Genomic DNA, 14952 nt, shown 5'->3' with positions numbered 1-14952 from the left:
GGCATCTAGCTCCTGTTCGCTTGGCGCTGGGGATTCTGGGCCACCCCGGCGAAATTGTCAGCGGAGAACTCGAACCTGTTGCGCCCGGCCGCCTTTGCGCCATAGAGCGCGGCGTCCGCAAGCGCCAGCAGTTCTTCGGCCGTGACGGAAGAATCGGTCGCTTCATGAAATGCGATGCCGATGCTCGTCGTGACATCCAGCAGCCGGCCATCGACCTGGAACGCCGGAGCGTTGACCCGTCCGACGATCTTCCGCGCCACCGCCGCGGCCGCCTCCTGCGTGCTCGGGTTCTCGAGCACGATGACGAATTCGTCGCCGGCGAGCCGCGCCACGGTGTCGGTGCTGCGCACGCTGGCCAGCAGGCGTCCTGCGTATTCGCTCAGTACCTCGTCGCCAGCCGCGTGGCCGAGCGTGTCGTTGATCGATTTGAAATGGTCGATGTCCAGAAACATCAGCGCGATGGTGCTGTCCGTGCGCCTGGCACGCGCAATGGCGTTCGGCAGATACTCGTTGAAGGCGAGCCGGTTCGGCAAGCCGGTCAGCGTATCGACCCGCGCCAGCTCGATCAGCTGGCGCTCCACCTGCTTGAGCGCAGTGATGTCCAGGCTGAGCGAGAAAATGCCATGCGTCGAGCCGCCGACGCCGATGTGGGGCACGTAGATGACGTGGGTGATGCGATCGAAATCCTCTCTCTTGGTCTTGGCTTCGAATTCGACACGCTCGCCCGCCAGCGCACGCTCGAGCATGGCCTTGCGGGCCAGGTACAGCTCGGGGCCTGCCACGTCGCGGATATGGCGGCCCACGAGCGCGGACGGATCGAGTCCCAGCCATTCGCGGTAGGTCGCGTTCGCGAAAGTGATCTTCTGCTCGCGGTCGATGTACGTGATCAGCGCCGGCAGGTTGTCCGTGATGGTACGCAAGCGCATTTCGCTTTCAGCCTGGCGCAGCTCCGCTTCCTTCAGCGCGGTGATGTCGAAGGTCATCAGGTAGAAGCCCAGCACCTGCCCCTGCAGATCCTTGTCCGGGATCAGATTCACCTGGAAGTAGCCGTCCTTGCCGCGAAGCGGCGCCTGGACTGGAAAGCGCACCGCCTTTCCTGCCAGCACCATGGGAATGTGCGGCACGTGCTGCGCGTACACCTCCTCGCCCACCGCGGACCGCAAGGTCACGCCGTCGAGCGGACCATCGCCCAAGCCGGCCATCTGCCGCGCCCGACTGTTGCCGAAGTGGCAGTTCTCCTCGCGATCGAAATATCCCACCAGCGCCGGAATGCTGTCGGTGACGTCGCGCAGCCGCTTCTCCTGCTCGCTGAGCGCCTTGCGTACCCTGACCTCGTCGGTGATATCGAAGGTCATTGCGAACACGCCCTGCACCATGCCGACATCGTCCTGGTCGGGGATGTAGTGGGCCTTGTAGGTCCGGTCGCCGATGCCCAGCTCCGAAGCGCCGCTTTTTTCGACGATCACGGTTTCGCCCGCGAGCGCACGGCGGTAGTAAGGCTCGACCACGGCGAAGTCCGCCTTCCCGCGAACCTCGGGCATCAACCTGCCGACCATCGCATCGTTCTTGTGCAGCGCCTTGATGTGGGCGTTGACAAAGGTGTACCGCAACGAAGCGTCGACGTGCGAAACCAGTGCCGGAATGCTGTCCGCAATGGTGCGGATCTGCGCCTCGCTGTGCGCGAGACTGAGCTCGATGCGCTTGCGCTCCGTCACGTCGGAGGTCATCGCGTAGTAGCCGCGGATCGATCCCGATCGATCGCGATCCGGGATGAGATCGGTCTGGAAAAAACGCGCCTGCTCGCCGCCCCTCACCGAGCCTCTTCGCTCGAAAGTCACGGGCTCGCCGGCCAACACCCGCTGGAGGTAGCGGTCCGGAATGACGCTGTCGTCCGCGCCGTGCATGCCTTGCGCGGGTTGGCCGACGAGCTCGGATGCGCTGCGGCCCAGCTTGTCGCACAGGCGGGCATTCACGAAGCCGAAGCGTCCATGGGCATCCACATGCGACACCATGGCGGGGAGGTGGTCGGTGATGTCGCGCAGGAATTTTTCGCTGGATTGCCGCTCTCGCATCAGCTCGTCGAAGGTTCGCGAAAGATCGCCGATCTCATCGCGCGGGTAACTGCGTGGCGTTGCAACTTCGGCGGGTGCGGCTTGCGCATCCCGCATGTGCCGGTGCAGTTCCGTCAGCGGCTTCAGCTGGCGTCGCACGACGACCAGCGCCAGCGTGCCCGCCAGCAGGGCAAGCACGAGCGCCCCGCCCCAGGCCGCGCGCTCGATGGCATCGATCCGGGCGAAGGCCTCCTGGCGCGGATACATCGAGCCCAGAACCCAGTTGGCGTGGCGGATGCGCTTGAAGGCGTACAGGCCATGCACGCCGGCATCGTTGAGCCCCTCGGTCTTGCCCTCGAAGCCGGCGATCGCGCGATCGATTTCAGGGTTGCCAGCGTTCTCTGCGCTGGAGCGGTTCAGGACGCGCGCCTCGCGGGGATGGTCGACCACGACGCCGTCCGTGGTCGTGATGAACAGGTAGCCGGTCTCGCCGAACTTGATGTCGGCGAGCGAGCCCAGAATATTCCGTTCCTTCAGGTTGATGGAGCCCGAGATCACGAACTGCACGCCTCCGGTACCGTCCATCACGGGTTCCGTGATCGCCACCTGCGCCAGGCCGTTGATCCGGTTGCGGTACGGTTGCGAGATCACGCCGGCCATGGATCTGACCGTGTCCGAAAAATACGCACGGTCCTTGATGTTCAACCGGCCGATCTGTTGCGCGCCGTTGAAGTTGGCCACCAGATTGCCATCGAGGTCCAGGAGGGCGACGTTGTCGAAGGCTGCTCGAAGGGACTCGTGTTGTTTCAGGAAGGCCTGCAGCGGCGCAGCGTTCGTGAATCCCTGCGTCTCCACGCTTTCGGCGAAGGTCTTCAGCAGGGTTCGCCGGCTCGCGAACTTCTGGTCTACCGCCTCCGCAATGGTCGATACGCGCGCGAACTGCTCGTTCGCAATCGACGCCTGCATGCTGGCCTTGACCAGGTGCAACGCGATCGTCGCAATCGTGAACGTGGCTGCCAGCACCACCGCAGCGACGCCCAGACTCAGGCGCGTATTCAGGCTGATGCGGCGGCTTTTTAGAACGGATGGATTCATTCGATAGGCGAGCCGGCGCACCGACGTGGCAGGAGCTTCCCTGATCTGCGCTGCGCAAGCAAGCAAGCAAGCAAGCAGGGAGCATTCCTGAATACCAATGATCTACACCACCCTTCGAAGACACGCGACTCGCGGCATGGTTGCGCGCTGCAGGTCCAGGTCAAAGCCAGCTCGAGCAACCCGACTATTCTTGGCGGGGATAGCATGGATCCGCCAGCCCCGCCAATCAGATCGCCGCGATGAAACACCCTCTCGAACCGCGCACGGCCTCAGTGCTCACCCGTTTGGCTGTCAGGCATCCAAAGCTGAAGCTCCAGTTCATCGTCACGCTCGCGCCCGGCGCGAAAGCGGCCGATGTCGTGCCGTTTGTAGCGACGCAAGAGATCGAAGTGATCCGCATGGTCGCCGGCGAGATGACGGCACGCCAGGTACTGGACCTGGCGGCGCATCCGATGGTGGAGTGCATCGAGTACGACGGACTGGCCGAGGCGCTCGAAGCGTTCGCTGACGGCGGCTGAGCCCGTCGCTCTTCCCATCGCGTCGTTACAGTGCCTGCATGGGCTCAAGGTCCGGCGCCGTTGCTCTGAGCCTCGACGAGTCGGCCCTGCTCGCTGCGCGCAAGCCTCCGATAGGCGCTGCGATCGCGGCCATGCGCGATGTGCCATTGCAGCAACTCGTTGTGCAGCACGTGGGCCGTGCTGCCGTCGCGCGGAAGTATCTCGGGATCGACGCGACGGGCGGCGCGGGCGACAAAATTCACCTGAGCGACGGTGTCGCCGGCGCGCACATGCAGCGATCCTTCGGCAGGCCGCAGCAACACCAGGTTCACTGGATGCGCGTACCAGTCGGTCTCGACCAGGCCGACGTGCATTGCCACCGGCACCGGACGGTTGATCGGCTGGCCGAAGAAGCTGTCCACCTGCGGCGGCGTGCGCAGCAACCAGGGCAGGTGCAACTTGAACAGGTGCGCCTGGTCTTCACGATCGAAGAAACTCAATCCGGGATGCACCGGGCGTATCTCGCAGCGCTGCCCTTGCTCGTCGTCGAAAGGCAAGGCGTCGAAGGTGAACGCATTGCCTGTGAAGCGGCTTGACGGCCGGTCGCACACGTAGAACGTCCGTCGGTCGCCGGCGACATCGGCCGCGGGTGGCGGCCTGAAGGCGCGCGCGAGCGGCGGCACCTCAGCCGGCAGGCACAGGCCGAAGTCGAACGGCGCAGGCACCAGCAGGCCGAGCCCGGCGGCCGCGGTAAACGGCAGGCACTGCTCCTGCGCGCCGTAGCCTGGGCGTCCAGGTGACCGGGAGGCCGCCTGCGCGCGCCGCGGCAGCGGCGCGTCGGGCACCAGCGGAAGGATCAGCACCTGCATCGGCTGCTGCGTCGCCGCGCCTCAGGGCCGCAACTGAATCGCTGGCGCCGGCACCACCGCCAGTGCGGCCTGGTCCACGTCGACGCGGCCGTAGCCGTACTGCGGGTCCCAGCCCGGGTTGCCGAGGTTGTCGGCGCTCGCCCCGAGCAGGTTCCATATCTGCACGTTGGTGGCGAATCGGTGCGCGCCCCAGATCACTGCCGCAGCGCCGGCGACATGCGGGCAGGCCATGCTGGTGCCGCTCTTCTGCCCGTAGCCGCCACCGGGCACGGTGGACAGCACCTGCACGCCCGGCGCGCAGATCTCGACCTCCGGCCCGCGGCTGCTGAACGGCGCGATGACGTTGTTGCTGTCGATCGCCGAGACCGCGACCACATTCCTGTAGCGCCCCGGAAAGCCCACCGAAGTCGGCTGGCCGGCCGGCGGCGGTCCGGCGTTGCCGGCTGCCGCGACCAGCAGCACACCGGCGTTGAACGCGGCGTTGCAGATCGCTTCAAGCGCCGCTGGCGCGCTGCTCGCGCCCAGACTCATGCTGACGATCTGCATCTTGTTCTGGATCGCCCAGTTGATGCCGGCGATGATCCAGCTGAACTGGCCGCTGCCGCTGTTGGCCAGTACCTTGATCCCATAGAGCCAGGCCTCAGGTGCCACACCGACGACGCCGGCGCCGTTGATCACCGCAGCGATGGTGCCTGAGCAGTGCGTGCCGTGGCTGTTGCCGTCCATCGCCGTTTCGCCCGGCACGAAGCTGATCGCGCTGCGCACGTTCGGCCGCAGATCCGGATGGTTCCAATCGATGCCGGTGTCGAGCACCGCGACCTTGATGCCGCGACCGCGCGAGCAACCCCAGGCCGGCACCGCCTGGATCTGCGAGACGCCGATCGGCACCGTCTCGGCCTGCACCGACGGCTGCCCCTCGAACACCAAGTTCTGCAGCGGGAGCGCATGGGCCCAGCCGTCGTCTTCGACCGCGGAGACGTCGGGGTTGCTCTTCAGCGCCTTGATCTCGCTATCCGACAGCTTCAACGTGACGATCGGTGCCTCGTAGAGGTTGATGTCGAAGCCGATGCTGTCGCTCTCGATCGATGTCGGCAGGCCCGGGGCGCCGACGGTGAACGCGTCGGCGCCGGCGACGTCGTAGATGAAAAGGTTGCCGGCGCGTGGACAGCTCGAGGCAAGGATCTCCATCTTGTCGGCCGACTTGTTGCGCCGCGTCTCCTTCGGCTTGAAGGTCACGATGACCGACTTGCGCGCGTCGCCGTCAGAGGACGACGCTGTACTCCTCTTGGTCTTTGCCATGGTCAGGTACTCCTCGGGTGGTTCTTCACGGTGGCGCTCGGGGTAAGACGCCTCAAGTCAGGTTAGTCGGCCGTTCGGGTGTGCGCGTCCACAAGACGATGGAGACCCCCATCCATGGGCTGAAGGCAGCCCTGCGACGCACCCCTGTCTTGAGGTATCCAACCCTCGCATATCAGCATGAACAACCGTCGCGCATCACCATCGGGTGGCACCTCGGGCTCCGTCGCGTTCCCCGTCCGGCAATCGGTTCCGATCAACATCCGCTTTGCGGAAGAATTCGCGCTGCCCACTTGACAGAGAAAGCCATATCAACGCTTATTGTCCGCACCCAGCAATGCGTCGGCGAGCAGCGCCAGGGCATCGGCGATCCGCTTGCCAGTGTCCGGCGGAGGCAGCGGCACCTTGAGGCTGCGCACCCCAGTGGCGGGGTCACGTTCGACCCAAGGGTGGGTGGTGCCAGAGCCATTGTCCGGTGAGGTCATCGCCGCCGCCAGTTCCGCACCGAAGCGCAACAAGCCGGACCATGGGTCGGTGTTCGCCGCCGCCGATTCCTGATCGGTTCCGGCGGCCCCTGGTGCAGCCGTTGCGGTCACGGCGTCCGCATCTGCGGTCGTCGCACCGACCGGTGCCGCCAGTTCCAGGGCAGCGACCTGGGCGGCTTCTTCAGCCGGAGCCATGGCCTCGCCGTCACCCATGCGGCCGGTGACGTTTTCCACGTCTTTCATGAAGCTGCTCAGCCGGGATCCGCCAAGCGACACTTCGGCGCTGCTGCCGTCCAGAATCCCCGCGGACAGGGAACGCTTGAACGCATGCACTGACAACATGCCCTCCTCGATGGTTCCCTTGGCCACATAGTTGACGATCTGTACCGGATGCTTCTGCCCCATGCGGTGCACACGCGCAATACGCTGTTCCAACACCGCCGGATTCCATGGCAAATCCATGTTGACCAGCGTCGAGGCGTGCTGCAGGTTGAGGCCGGTGCTGCCGGCGTCGGTCGACAGGAACACGCGGCAATCCGGATCATCGCGAAAGCGCTCGATCAGTGCCGGGCGCTGCTCCGACGGCACACCGCCATGAAAGCTGACATAGCCAATGCCGCGCGCCTCGAGCCGGCGGATCACGATGGCGTGTGTGCGCGTCCACTGGCTGAACACCACCGCTTTTGCGCCCGGCTGGACGAACAGCCCCTCGAACAACTCCGCCAGTTCGTCCGCCTTGACACCGTGGTCGGTCGCCTGGTCGAGCAGGTAGGTGCTGTTGCACGACATGCGCATGTTCTGCAGGGCGCAGGTGAGGCGGCGCTGGTCCTGGTCGGAGAGAAATTTCATCTTCCGCCAGCGCTGGACGATCTTCGCCACGATGTCCGCGTTCTCTGCGTGGTACAGCATCTGCTTCTCGGTCATCGGCACCAGCTGATTCTGGTCGGTGCGGCTCGGCAACTGCAGCAGCACATCGGACTTGCGCCGCCGGATCATGACCGGCGCCAGGGTGTGGCCGATCCTGTCGAGGCCGGTGTAACCCGTCACGCGGCCGCCCTCGTCCTGGACCTGATGCTCATGCAGCAGCTTCCAGGTCGGACCGAGGCGGTGCTGATCGACAAACTGGACGATCGAGATGAGTTCCTCCAGCTTGTTTTCCAGCGGGGTTCCTGTCAGCACGATCGCATACGTGCTGTCGATGCGCTTGAGCGCCTTTGCCGCGATGGTGTTCCAGTTCTTGACCCGCTGCGCCTCATCGACGATGACGAGGTCCGGCGCCCAGGCGGAGATCAGATCGAGGTCGGATTTGAGCTTCTCGAAATTGGTGATCTTGCAAAAGTCTTCCCCGGCATATTCCTTTTGCCGCTGGGCCCGCCCGCCACCGATTACCCTGGACGTGCGACCGGAAAAGCGCAGTATTTCGCTTTGCCACTGATACTTCAGCGACGTCGGGCAGACCACGAGTACCTTGGCAGCATCGAAATGCCGCGCCAGAACCTCCGCCGCGGCGATCGCCTGGATGGTCTTGCCCAGACCCATCTCGTCACCGATCAGCGCGCGGCCAGCGCGTACGGCAAACAGCGCGCCTTCGGCCTGGTACGGATACAGCGGCACCTTGAGCAGTTTCTTCCAGCGAGTGCCTGCAGCGCCATCCGGGAATAGATCGACCAACGCCGCGGCGCGGCGCGCCGCATCACTCCTGCCGGCGACGAAGTCGAGCGCGTCGTCGTAGGCGCGCAGTTCGTGGCCCGTGCGCGCCGCAAGTGCGACAAACCGCCCGATTTTGTCGAAGCGGTCCTCTGGCAGGCGCCAGCCCTGCGCTGCGTCGAACAAATCGGCCGCCGAGCGCGCCAGCGCGGTGGGGCAATCCGTACCGGCACGGAAATGAATTGTGCGGGTACCGTCGTTGCGCAAATACAGCTCGGAAAAAGTGGGCTGGTAACCACGCGCGAATGCCGACTTGGCGCCGCGTTTTCTTGCCAGCCGCGCGAGCGCGAATTCAACGTGTTTGCAGGTGCCCAGTTCGTTGGTCGCAAAGTCGGGGCAGGCGCAGAAATTGTCGCCTGGCTGCGACCCGCGGATGGCCAGGTAATAGGTGGATTTCGACTCCGGATTGCTGACGCGGAACTCGGAGAAAAACGGCTCCGAGCCGATGTTCTCCAGCTCGAACACCTGCTCGCGCCCGAATTGGCGGCGCAGAGCACGCTGCCACTCGATCGGCGCAAGCCCTGGCGGTGCATGGGTTCGGGACAGCTTGGGTTCCGGTGGCGGCTTGGTGGGCTTCTGCTGGCGCTTCATGGCATCGACTGATTCAGGTTGGGCAGGCTGCATTTTGCCAAGCCGGTGAGGGGTAACCGTCAGGTTGACATCGAGATGCTCGGTACGCTCGGTCAACACTGGTACCTTGCGGCCCTGTCTGAAGGCATGTTCGATCTCAACGGCAATTGCGACCGTTCGGACCTGGGCGTTGGCGAGGTGTCAGACCATGATTTATCAAGGATATTTCCCAAAACTCGCAAGACGACCCCTCACTCCCATTCAATGGCTTCCGAGGGCCGGAAACCCGCATGGATACTTGATTTGATGGGTCGGGGCATAGTATTTACCGTCACTTCTACCGTCGAAAACCGAGCGCTTTTGCTGGCCTCCGATCACGACCGGGTCGGCGGCCACAGGCGAGCGGTATGCACCAAGGTCAAGATCCAGACGGTATCGGCCCGCACCTCATAGACCAGCCGATAGCTCTCGTGTGGGATCAACTCGCGGGTGCCCGGGATCTGTCCGGCCCGTCCCAGCAGGGGGTGCTCGGCCAGCCGGCCGACAGCTGCCGAGAAAATCTCATCCATGCGGATAGCGGCGAGCGGGTTGTCCTGAGCGATGAAGTCGACGATGTCGGCGCGGTCTTGCTCGGCGGACAAGGTCCACAGGACCCTCATGCGTCAGCGCCGCCGACTTTGGCCCGCAGTGCAGTGCGACGGGCAGCAAAGCGTGCCTCGACGTCGGCGTCACTGGCGTATTGACCGGACGCGATCTGCGCGCGCGCCGTGTCGACCTTGGCGCGTAGGAACGCGTCGTACTCACGGGCCTGCCGTTGACGCTCGACGAACTCGCGCATCAGTTCGCGCACCACCTGCGACGCCGGGCGGTGGCTAGCTTCGGCCTCGGCCATGAAGGCGTCGCGCAGCTCCGGCTCCAGCTTCATGGTGAACATGGCTTCTTTGGACATGACCGGCTCCAGAGACGTTGATATCAACGAAGTATATACAACGTCATACTTCCTGCCACGCTGCGTCGCCAATAGTGGTCTGCCCGCTCGCTCCAATTCAACCTAGATCCGGCAGTTGAACGCGCCCGAGGGTGCTGCGATGGGCGTGCCAGGCAAGGCGCGACGACGCAGCGGGCTCCTGCCCGCCAAGGAGGAGCAACGCCGCATGGCGCGGCCAGCGCGGCGCTCTCGGATGCGCAGCGTTCTCACCCAAATGGTGAGCCTGTTGGAGGGGACTGATCTCAATGCTCATGCAGACTCTCAGGTGGAAACGAGCGGTCAACTGCCGGATCTAGGTTCAAGCGCACCTGAATCTGCATCAGCGCATCAAAGCAGGCTTTCGTTCGGCACGGTGCCGGCCTCAATCCGATATCCCATCGCTCGGTAGCCGCGCTGACGCGTGTCCCACATACGCAGCAACGCCGGGTGGCCGGTGTCCACGAAGTCGATGATCTTCACGTCGGTCTTGCTGGCGTGCTCCCGGTGCAGGCGACCGGCGTACTGCTGCAGCGTGCCTTTCCAGGACACCGGCATGGCGAGAACCAGCGTGTCGAGCGGCGGGTGGTCGAAGCCCTCGCCAAGCGAGCGCGTGATGGAGCTGGCGACCGATCGGACGCTAGAGGCGCGCCAGTTCAGCTTCAACTTGCGTAGCGCGGCCGAGCGGCGCGACCTGGTCGCCGTCTGCCGCAGCTTGCTGGAATTCGGCGTGCTGCAACGCGTGGCCGGCGACGAGGACGGCTTCGTGCACGACACCACCGGCGGCACCCAGTCCGACGCGCTCTACGACATCCAGCGCCGGATGCTAGCCGGCATGCTCGCCGCGGTGCGCGGGCCTTCCACCTGGGCCGACGACGATGCCCCAGTGACTCTCGACGAGCGGCAACACGCGCTCGTCACCGAACACATGGCCGACAGCGACGAAGGCCGCCGCACGGCGCTGCGCCACACATTGGCCCGCCGCCTGCTCGACGACCCCGTGGTCTACGCCGACGCGCTCGACGCCGAGACGAGGGCCTATTTCGCCAACCAGCGCGGCGTGATGGCTGCCCGCCTGTGCGAGGCCACCGGCCTGGTCACCGAACAGCGCGCCGAAGGCCTGGCGCTGACCGACGAAGCCGGCACGCTGACCGACGTCGCGATGCCGGCCGAAGGCACCGAAGCGCACGTCACGCTGCTGGTCGCCGAGCACCTGGCCGAGCGCGCTCGCCAGGAGGGCGCCAGCGCCGCCAGCACCGACGATGCGATCGCCGCCTTCGTGCGCGGCGCCACCGAACGCTACGGCCGCTTCTGGCGCAAGTCGGCGCGCGAGCCCGGGGCGGAACGGGAACTGGCACAGACCGCGCTCGAACGGCTACAGAAACTCGACCTCATCCAACGCGCCGCGGATCGCATCCACCCGCTTCATGCGATCGCGCGTTTTGCACTCGGCGACGCCGACGTGCAGCCGGCGCCGGCCCGCAGCCGTCAAGCCAGCGGTTCGCTGTTCTGACCCCGCTGTTCGCACTCATGCACAACGACATCTTCGACACCGCACCCGAAACCCAGCAGGCCCACGACCGCCCCGCGCTGCCCGAACCCGAGCGCCAACGCTGGCAGCCGCTGCGGCTCGGCCTGGTCGAACTGTTCCACTATGACAGCGAGGAGTTCTGGTTCCGCGACGGCCACCTGCTGCTGCGCGGCAACAACGGCACCGGCAAGTCGAAGGTGCTGTCGCTGACGCTGCCCTTCCTGTTCGACGCGCAACTGCGCTCGTCGCGCATCGAACCCGACGGCGACAGCGGCAAGAAGATGGCGTGGAACCTGTTGATGAACAGTTACCCGCGGCGCATCGGCTATGCCTGGATCGAGTTCGGCCGCGTGGCGGAAGACGGCGCGCCGCGCTACCTCACGCTGGGCGCGGGCTTGTCCGCGGTGGCCGCGCGCGCCCAGGTGGAGAGCTGGTTCTTCATGCTGGAGCAGGCTGATGGCGGCGGCCCACGCATCGGCCGCGACCTCTGGCTCACTAACGATCAGCGGGTGGTGCTGACACGCGAGCGCCTGCGCGACGCGCTCGACGGCCGGGGCCAGGTGTTCGAGTCGGCCACCAGCTACCGCCGCGCGGTGGACGAACGCCTGTTCCACCTCGGCACCCGGCGCTATGACGCGCTGATGGACACCTTGATCCAGCTGCGCCAGCCGCAGCTGTCGAAAAAGCCCGACGAGGCCGGCCTCTCGCATGCGCTGACCGAGGCGCTACCGCCGCTGCCGCAGGAACTGCTCACCGACGTGGCGGAAGCGCTGAACCAATTGGAGGAAGACCGCCGCCAGCTCGACGAACTCAAGGGCTTGGCCAAGGCGGTGGAGCGCTTCGACCAGCGCTACCGCGTCTATGCCGGCATGCTGACGCGCCGCCAGGCGCGCGAACTGCGCCAGGCGCAGACCGATTTCGACAACGCCAGCCAGGAACGCAACCAGGCGCAAGCCGACCTGCAAACCGCGTCGGCCGACGAGACGCAGGCGCAGCAGACCCAGGAGCAGGCCGAGCGCACGCTGGCCGCGCAACGCACGCGCCTGGAGACGCTGCAGTCCGACCCGATCAACCAGGATGCGAACCGGCTCGAAGTCGCGGAGAAAGATGCCCTCAAGCGCCAGTCGGTCGTGAAGACGGAGCAGGCCGACTGCAGCCAGGCCCGCAGCCGTTGGGAGCGTGAGCAGCAGGCCAGCCGGCAAGCCGCGCAGCGCGCAACGCAAGCCGAGCAGACGCTGCTGGCGGTGCGCGACGAAGGGGCTGAACACGCCGACAGCTCCGGCGTGGCGTCAGCGTTCGGCGGCGCAGCGAACTGCTCACCGCGAAAGAAAGCGAGGTGCTCGAGAACTACCTGCAGGCAGAGATCGCTGCCGAAGTGCAACGCCTGCTGCGCGCCGCCGAGACGCAGGTGCAGGCCATCAACCGCGAACTGCACAAGCGCCCGACTTCCACCGGCGTGCGCTACCGCCTGCTATGGCAGCCGCTCGGTGAAAACGAGGGCGCGCCGGTCGGGCTCGAGGCCGCGCGGCGGCACCTGCTCAACACCAGCGCGGACCTCTGGTCGGCGGAAGACCGGCGTGTCGTCGGCACGATGCTTCAGCAGCGCATCAGCGCCGAGCGCGAGCGCGCCGATGCGGATCTGGGAAGGCCTATGGGCGATGCCGGCGGCAGCATGGTCGATCACCTTGCGCGGGCGCTCGACTATCGTCGCTGGCACCGCTTCCGCGTCGAACGTTTGCAGGACGGCCAATGGCGCAAGCTCTCGGGGCCAGCCTCCAGCGGCGAGCGCGCCTTGGGCCTGACGGTACCGCTCTTCGCCGCCATCGCCAGTTTCTACAGCCAGGGCAGCAACCCGCACGCGCCGCGCCTGATGCTGCTCGACGAGGCCTTCGCCGGCATCGACGATGCGGCGCGGGCGCACTGCATGGGGCTGATCCGCGAGTTCGACCTCGACTTCGTGATCACCAGCGAACGCGAGTGGGCGTGTTACGCCGAACTGCCCGGCGTTTCGATCTGCCAGTTGCAGCGGCGCGAAGGCATCGACGCAGTGTTCGTCTCACGCTGGACCTGGGACGGCCGAGCCAAACGGCGCGAGGACGATCCGGACCGGCGGTTTGCACCGGCATGAATCGCATGGACCCACGCCTGCACAAGCTGCTCGGCGGCGACGAGCTGGCAGCATTGCGCCAACGTCTACGCAGACATTTCGAACGAGCTGCGCCGGGCGCGCCGCCGGGCACGCTTCGCCTGGGTTCCTTGAGCGTCGCAGAACGTGAAGCGTTGGCCCTCCTGACGGGGCGTCCGCCGCGAGAGGCGAAATCGATGCAGATCGACGTCAACCTGCTCGATGCCAGGCTGCGCGATGCCGACATAGCGGGCTCGCTGCGGGAGGCGCTGGAACATATCGACGGCCCCATCGTTCATTTCGCGTCGGTGCGCGCCGCGGCACAGGCGAGCTGGTCCGCCGTGGTCGCGACCTGCACGCACCCCGCGCTCGCCAGCTATTTGCAGGCGCCGGCCGCGCTCGGCTTGCTTAAGCGCCTGGCCCGGCAAGACATCTTGGCCGCCGGGCACCTGCTCGAATGTGCGAATGCCGTGCTGCGCCGCCTGCCGGCGGGTGGTTTGGCGCGTGCTCAACTGGCCGCCGAAACGCTGGGCAACGCGCATGCGCTGGACAACGGCCAAGCCACCGCGACGCTGGTGCTGGCCGCCTGGCGCCAGATCGAAAAGGGTCAGTCGGGCGCGGGCGATCCCGATGACCCACCCGAAGACACACCCAACAGCGCGCCCGACGATCGCATCCGCGACGTCTGGGCGCGGGCCGGCGTGCTGGTCAATGAACTGGCTCGGCCGGCTCTGCTGCTGAATCTGCCCGTTCAGACCAACGAGACGCCCGTGTGCACACCTGGCGAACCCGCCTACCTGTCGCTGCGCCGGCTGCTGCGCACGCCGCCACGGTGGGCGGTGGCGGGCCTGGCGGTCTTCGTGTGCGAGAACCCCAATCTGGTCGCCATCGCCGCCGACCGGCTGGGCGTGCGTTGCGCCTCGCTGGTCTGCACCGACGGCATGCCGGCGGCGGCGCAGCGAACATTGCTCACCCAGTTGGCGCAAGCCGGGGCCCGTCTGCACTATCACGGCGACTTCGACTGGCCCGGCGTGCAGATCGCCAACCACGTCATGTGTACCTGGGGAGCACATCCCTGGCGTTTCGGAGCCCTGGACTACGAAGCCGCGACGGCGAGCGCGTCGCACACGCGGCGCGATCTGGCCGACGCCTGCATCATCGCGTCGTGGGATGCCGCGTTGGCTCCGGCGATGCAGCGCCATGGCCTGGCCATCGCCGAAGAAGCCGTGGCCGCACCCCTGTTGGGAGACCTTCGGCAAGACTGAAACACGGGGGACCTCATGGCTCATTCGCAAGACCCCGCATTCGAGCGCTTCGTCACTCAGCGGAAGAAGGACTTGCAGCGCATCGCGCGCCATACCCGCGGAGAACATTAACTCCCGGATGTGATCGACGAGGCCTGGCTGGTCGCCTGCGACCTGGCGGCGCGCAGGGGCGCCACCATCGAGTTCCTCAATCCCACGTTTCAGAAACTGCTACTGAGCCACCTGTACCGACAACAGGATGCGCGCGGTCGCCGATCACCTTTTGGTCTCCGTGTCGCACGCCTATCACCGTTGTGCGCAAGCGCGGTTGTGGGCGGCCTACCAGAACCTGGTACCCATGCCGGCCATGGAGAGGCGATTCATCCCCGGACCATGGCGCTTGTTTTAGCTGCGAAGAGCTCCCGTGCAGCTGGTGTTCGATTTCGACGACGAACTGCCACTCCAATGGGAGCCATTTACGCCACAGGCAGAGGCATGTACGCCTGCCCACGCCACGA

Annotated in this window: 12 protein-coding genes; 5 read left to right on the top strand and 7 right to left on the bottom strand. The window is 66.0% G+C overall.

Annotated features, from left to right (window positions below):
* Positions 1-5: 5 nt before the first annotated feature.
* On the bottom strand, positions 6-3146 hold the full coding sequence (locus ACSQ89_RS13410; protein ID WP_436296199.1) for a PAS domain-containing protein: 3141 nt from the start codon (positions 3144-3146) through the stop codon (positions 6-8).
* Between the two features lie 239 nt (positions 3147-3385).
* Here ACSQ89_RS13410 and ACSQ89_RS13405 point away from each other — a divergent pair, with 239 nt between their 5' ends.
* On the top strand, positions 3386-3664 hold the full coding sequence (locus tag ACSQ89_RS13405) for a hypothetical protein (protein WP_093107480.1): 279 nt from the start codon (positions 3386-3388) through the stop codon (positions 3662-3664).
* A gap of 44 nt (positions 3665-3708) precedes the next feature.
* On the opposite strand, the gene ACSQ89_RS13400 is transcribed toward ACSQ89_RS13405, so the two are convergent.
* From ACSQ89_RS13400 to ACSQ89_RS13375, 6 genes are all read right to left on the bottom strand, one after another.
* On the bottom strand, positions 3709-4512 hold the full coding sequence (locus tag ACSQ89_RS13400) for a hypothetical protein (RefSeq protein ID WP_436290448.1): 804 nt from the start codon (positions 4510-4512) through the stop codon (positions 3709-3711).
* Between the two features lie 21 nt (positions 4513-4533).
* Complete coding sequence (locus ACSQ89_RS13395) at positions 4534-5811, bottom strand: S8 family peptidase (protein WP_436290449.1); 1278 nt, start codon at positions 5809-5811, stop codon at positions 4534-4536.
* Positions 5812-6119: 308 nt separating this feature from the next.
* Positions 6120-8687, bottom strand: coding sequence for a DEAD/DEAH box helicase (locus ACSQ89_RS13390; RefSeq protein WP_436290450.1), 2568 nt, complete (start codon positions 8685-8687; stop codon positions 6120-6122).
* 257 nt (positions 8688-8944) lie between these two features.
* Positions 8945-9229 carry a type II toxin-antitoxin system RelE/ParE family toxin gene (locus tag ACSQ89_RS13385; RefSeq protein WP_319438081.1) on the bottom strand — a complete coding sequence of 95 codons (285 nt, stop codon included), beginning with the start codon at positions 9227-9229 and terminating at the stop codon, positions 8945-8947.
* Positions 9226-9519 carry an antitoxin of toxin-antitoxin stability system gene (locus ACSQ89_RS13380; protein ID WP_436290451.1) on the bottom strand — a complete coding sequence of 98 codons (294 nt, stop codon included), beginning with the start codon at positions 9517-9519 and terminating at the stop codon, positions 9226-9228. Before ACSQ89_RS13380 ends, ACSQ89_RS13385 begins: the two co-directional genes overlap by 4 nt.
* A gap of 366 nt (positions 9520-9885) precedes the next feature.
* Complete coding sequence (locus tag ACSQ89_RS13375) at positions 9886-10092, bottom strand: helicase (protein ID WP_436290452.1); 207 nt, start codon at positions 10090-10092, stop codon at positions 9886-9888.
* Between ACSQ89_RS13375 and ACSQ89_RS13370 the strand changes: the two genes are divergently transcribed.
* Genes ACSQ89_RS13370 through ACSQ89_RS13355 form a run of 4 tightly spaced genes read left to right on the top strand, consistent with a single transcriptional unit; the run spans position 10091 to position 14455 of the window.
* Positions 10091-11047 carry a TIGR02678 family protein gene (locus ACSQ89_RS13370; protein ID WP_436290453.1) on the top strand — a complete coding sequence of 319 codons (957 nt, stop codon included), beginning with the start codon at positions 10091-10093 and terminating at the stop codon, positions 11045-11047. The genes ACSQ89_RS13375 and ACSQ89_RS13370 overlap by 2 nt on opposite strands.
* 17 nt (positions 11048-11064) lie before the next feature.
* On the top strand, positions 11065-12867 hold the full coding sequence (locus tag ACSQ89_RS13365) for a TIGR02680 family protein (RefSeq protein ID WP_436290454.1): 1803 nt from the start codon (positions 11065-11067) through the stop codon (positions 12865-12867).
* Positions 12801-13193, top strand: a complete 393-nt coding sequence (locus ACSQ89_RS13360) for an SbcC/MukB-like Walker B domain-containing protein (RefSeq protein WP_436290455.1) — start codon at positions 12801-12803, stop codon at positions 13191-13193. Before ACSQ89_RS13365 ends, ACSQ89_RS13360 begins: the two co-directional genes overlap by 67 nt.
* A gap of 5 nt (positions 13194-13198) precedes the next feature.
* Positions 13199-14455, top strand: coding sequence for a TIGR02679 family protein (locus tag ACSQ89_RS13355; protein WP_436290456.1), 1257 nt, complete (start codon positions 13199-13201; stop codon positions 14453-14455).
* Positions 14456-14952: the final 497 nt, after the last annotated feature.

Source organism: Variovorax sp. LjRoot175 (assembly GCF_964253805.1).
In the GTDB taxonomy this organism is placed as follows: domain Bacteria; phylum Pseudomonadota; class Gammaproteobacteria; order Burkholderiales; family Burkholderiaceae_C; genus Variovorax.
The sequence above is the reverse complement of the archived record's forward strand: the minus strand, read 5'-3'. Positions and strand labels throughout refer to the sequence as shown.

Coding starts and splice junctions, on each gene's coding strand:
- ACSQ89_RS13410 (WP_436296199.1), bottom strand. CDS start 3,146: ATGAATCCATCCGTTCTAAAAAGCCGCCGCATCAGCCTGAATACGCGC.
- ACSQ89_RS13405 (WP_093107480.1), top strand. CDS start 3,386: ATGAAACACCCTCTCGAACCGCGCACGGCCTCAGTGCTCACCCGTTTG.
- ACSQ89_RS13400 (WP_436290448.1), bottom strand. CDS start 4,512: ATGCAGGTGCTGATCCTTCCGCTGGTGCCCGACGCGCCGCTGCCGCGG.
- ACSQ89_RS13395 (WP_436290449.1), bottom strand. CDS start 5,811: ATGGCAAAGACCAAGAGGAGTACAGCGTCGTCCTCTGACGGCGACGCG.
- ACSQ89_RS13385 (WP_319438081.1), bottom strand. CDS start 9,229: ATGAGGGTCCTGTGGACCTTGTCCGCCGAGCAAGACCGCGCCGACATC.
- ACSQ89_RS13380 (WP_436290451.1), bottom strand. CDS start 9,519: ATGTCCAAAGAAGCCATGTTCACCATGAAGCTGGAGCCGGAGCTGCGC.
- ACSQ89_RS13370 (WP_436290453.1), top strand. CDS start 10,091: ATGGCGAGAACCAGCGTGTCGAGCGGCGGGTGGTCGAAGCCCTCGCCA.
- ACSQ89_RS13375 (WP_436290452.1), bottom strand. CDS start 10,092: ATGCCGGTGTCCTGGAAAGGCACGCTGCAGCAGTACGCCGGTCGCCTG.
- ACSQ89_RS13365 (WP_436290454.1), top strand. CDS start 11,065: ATGCACAACGACATCTTCGACACCGCACCCGAAACCCAGCAGGCCCAC.
- ACSQ89_RS13355 (WP_436290456.1), top strand. CDS start 13,199: ATGGACCCACGCCTGCACAAGCTGCTCGGCGGCGACGAGCTGGCAGCA.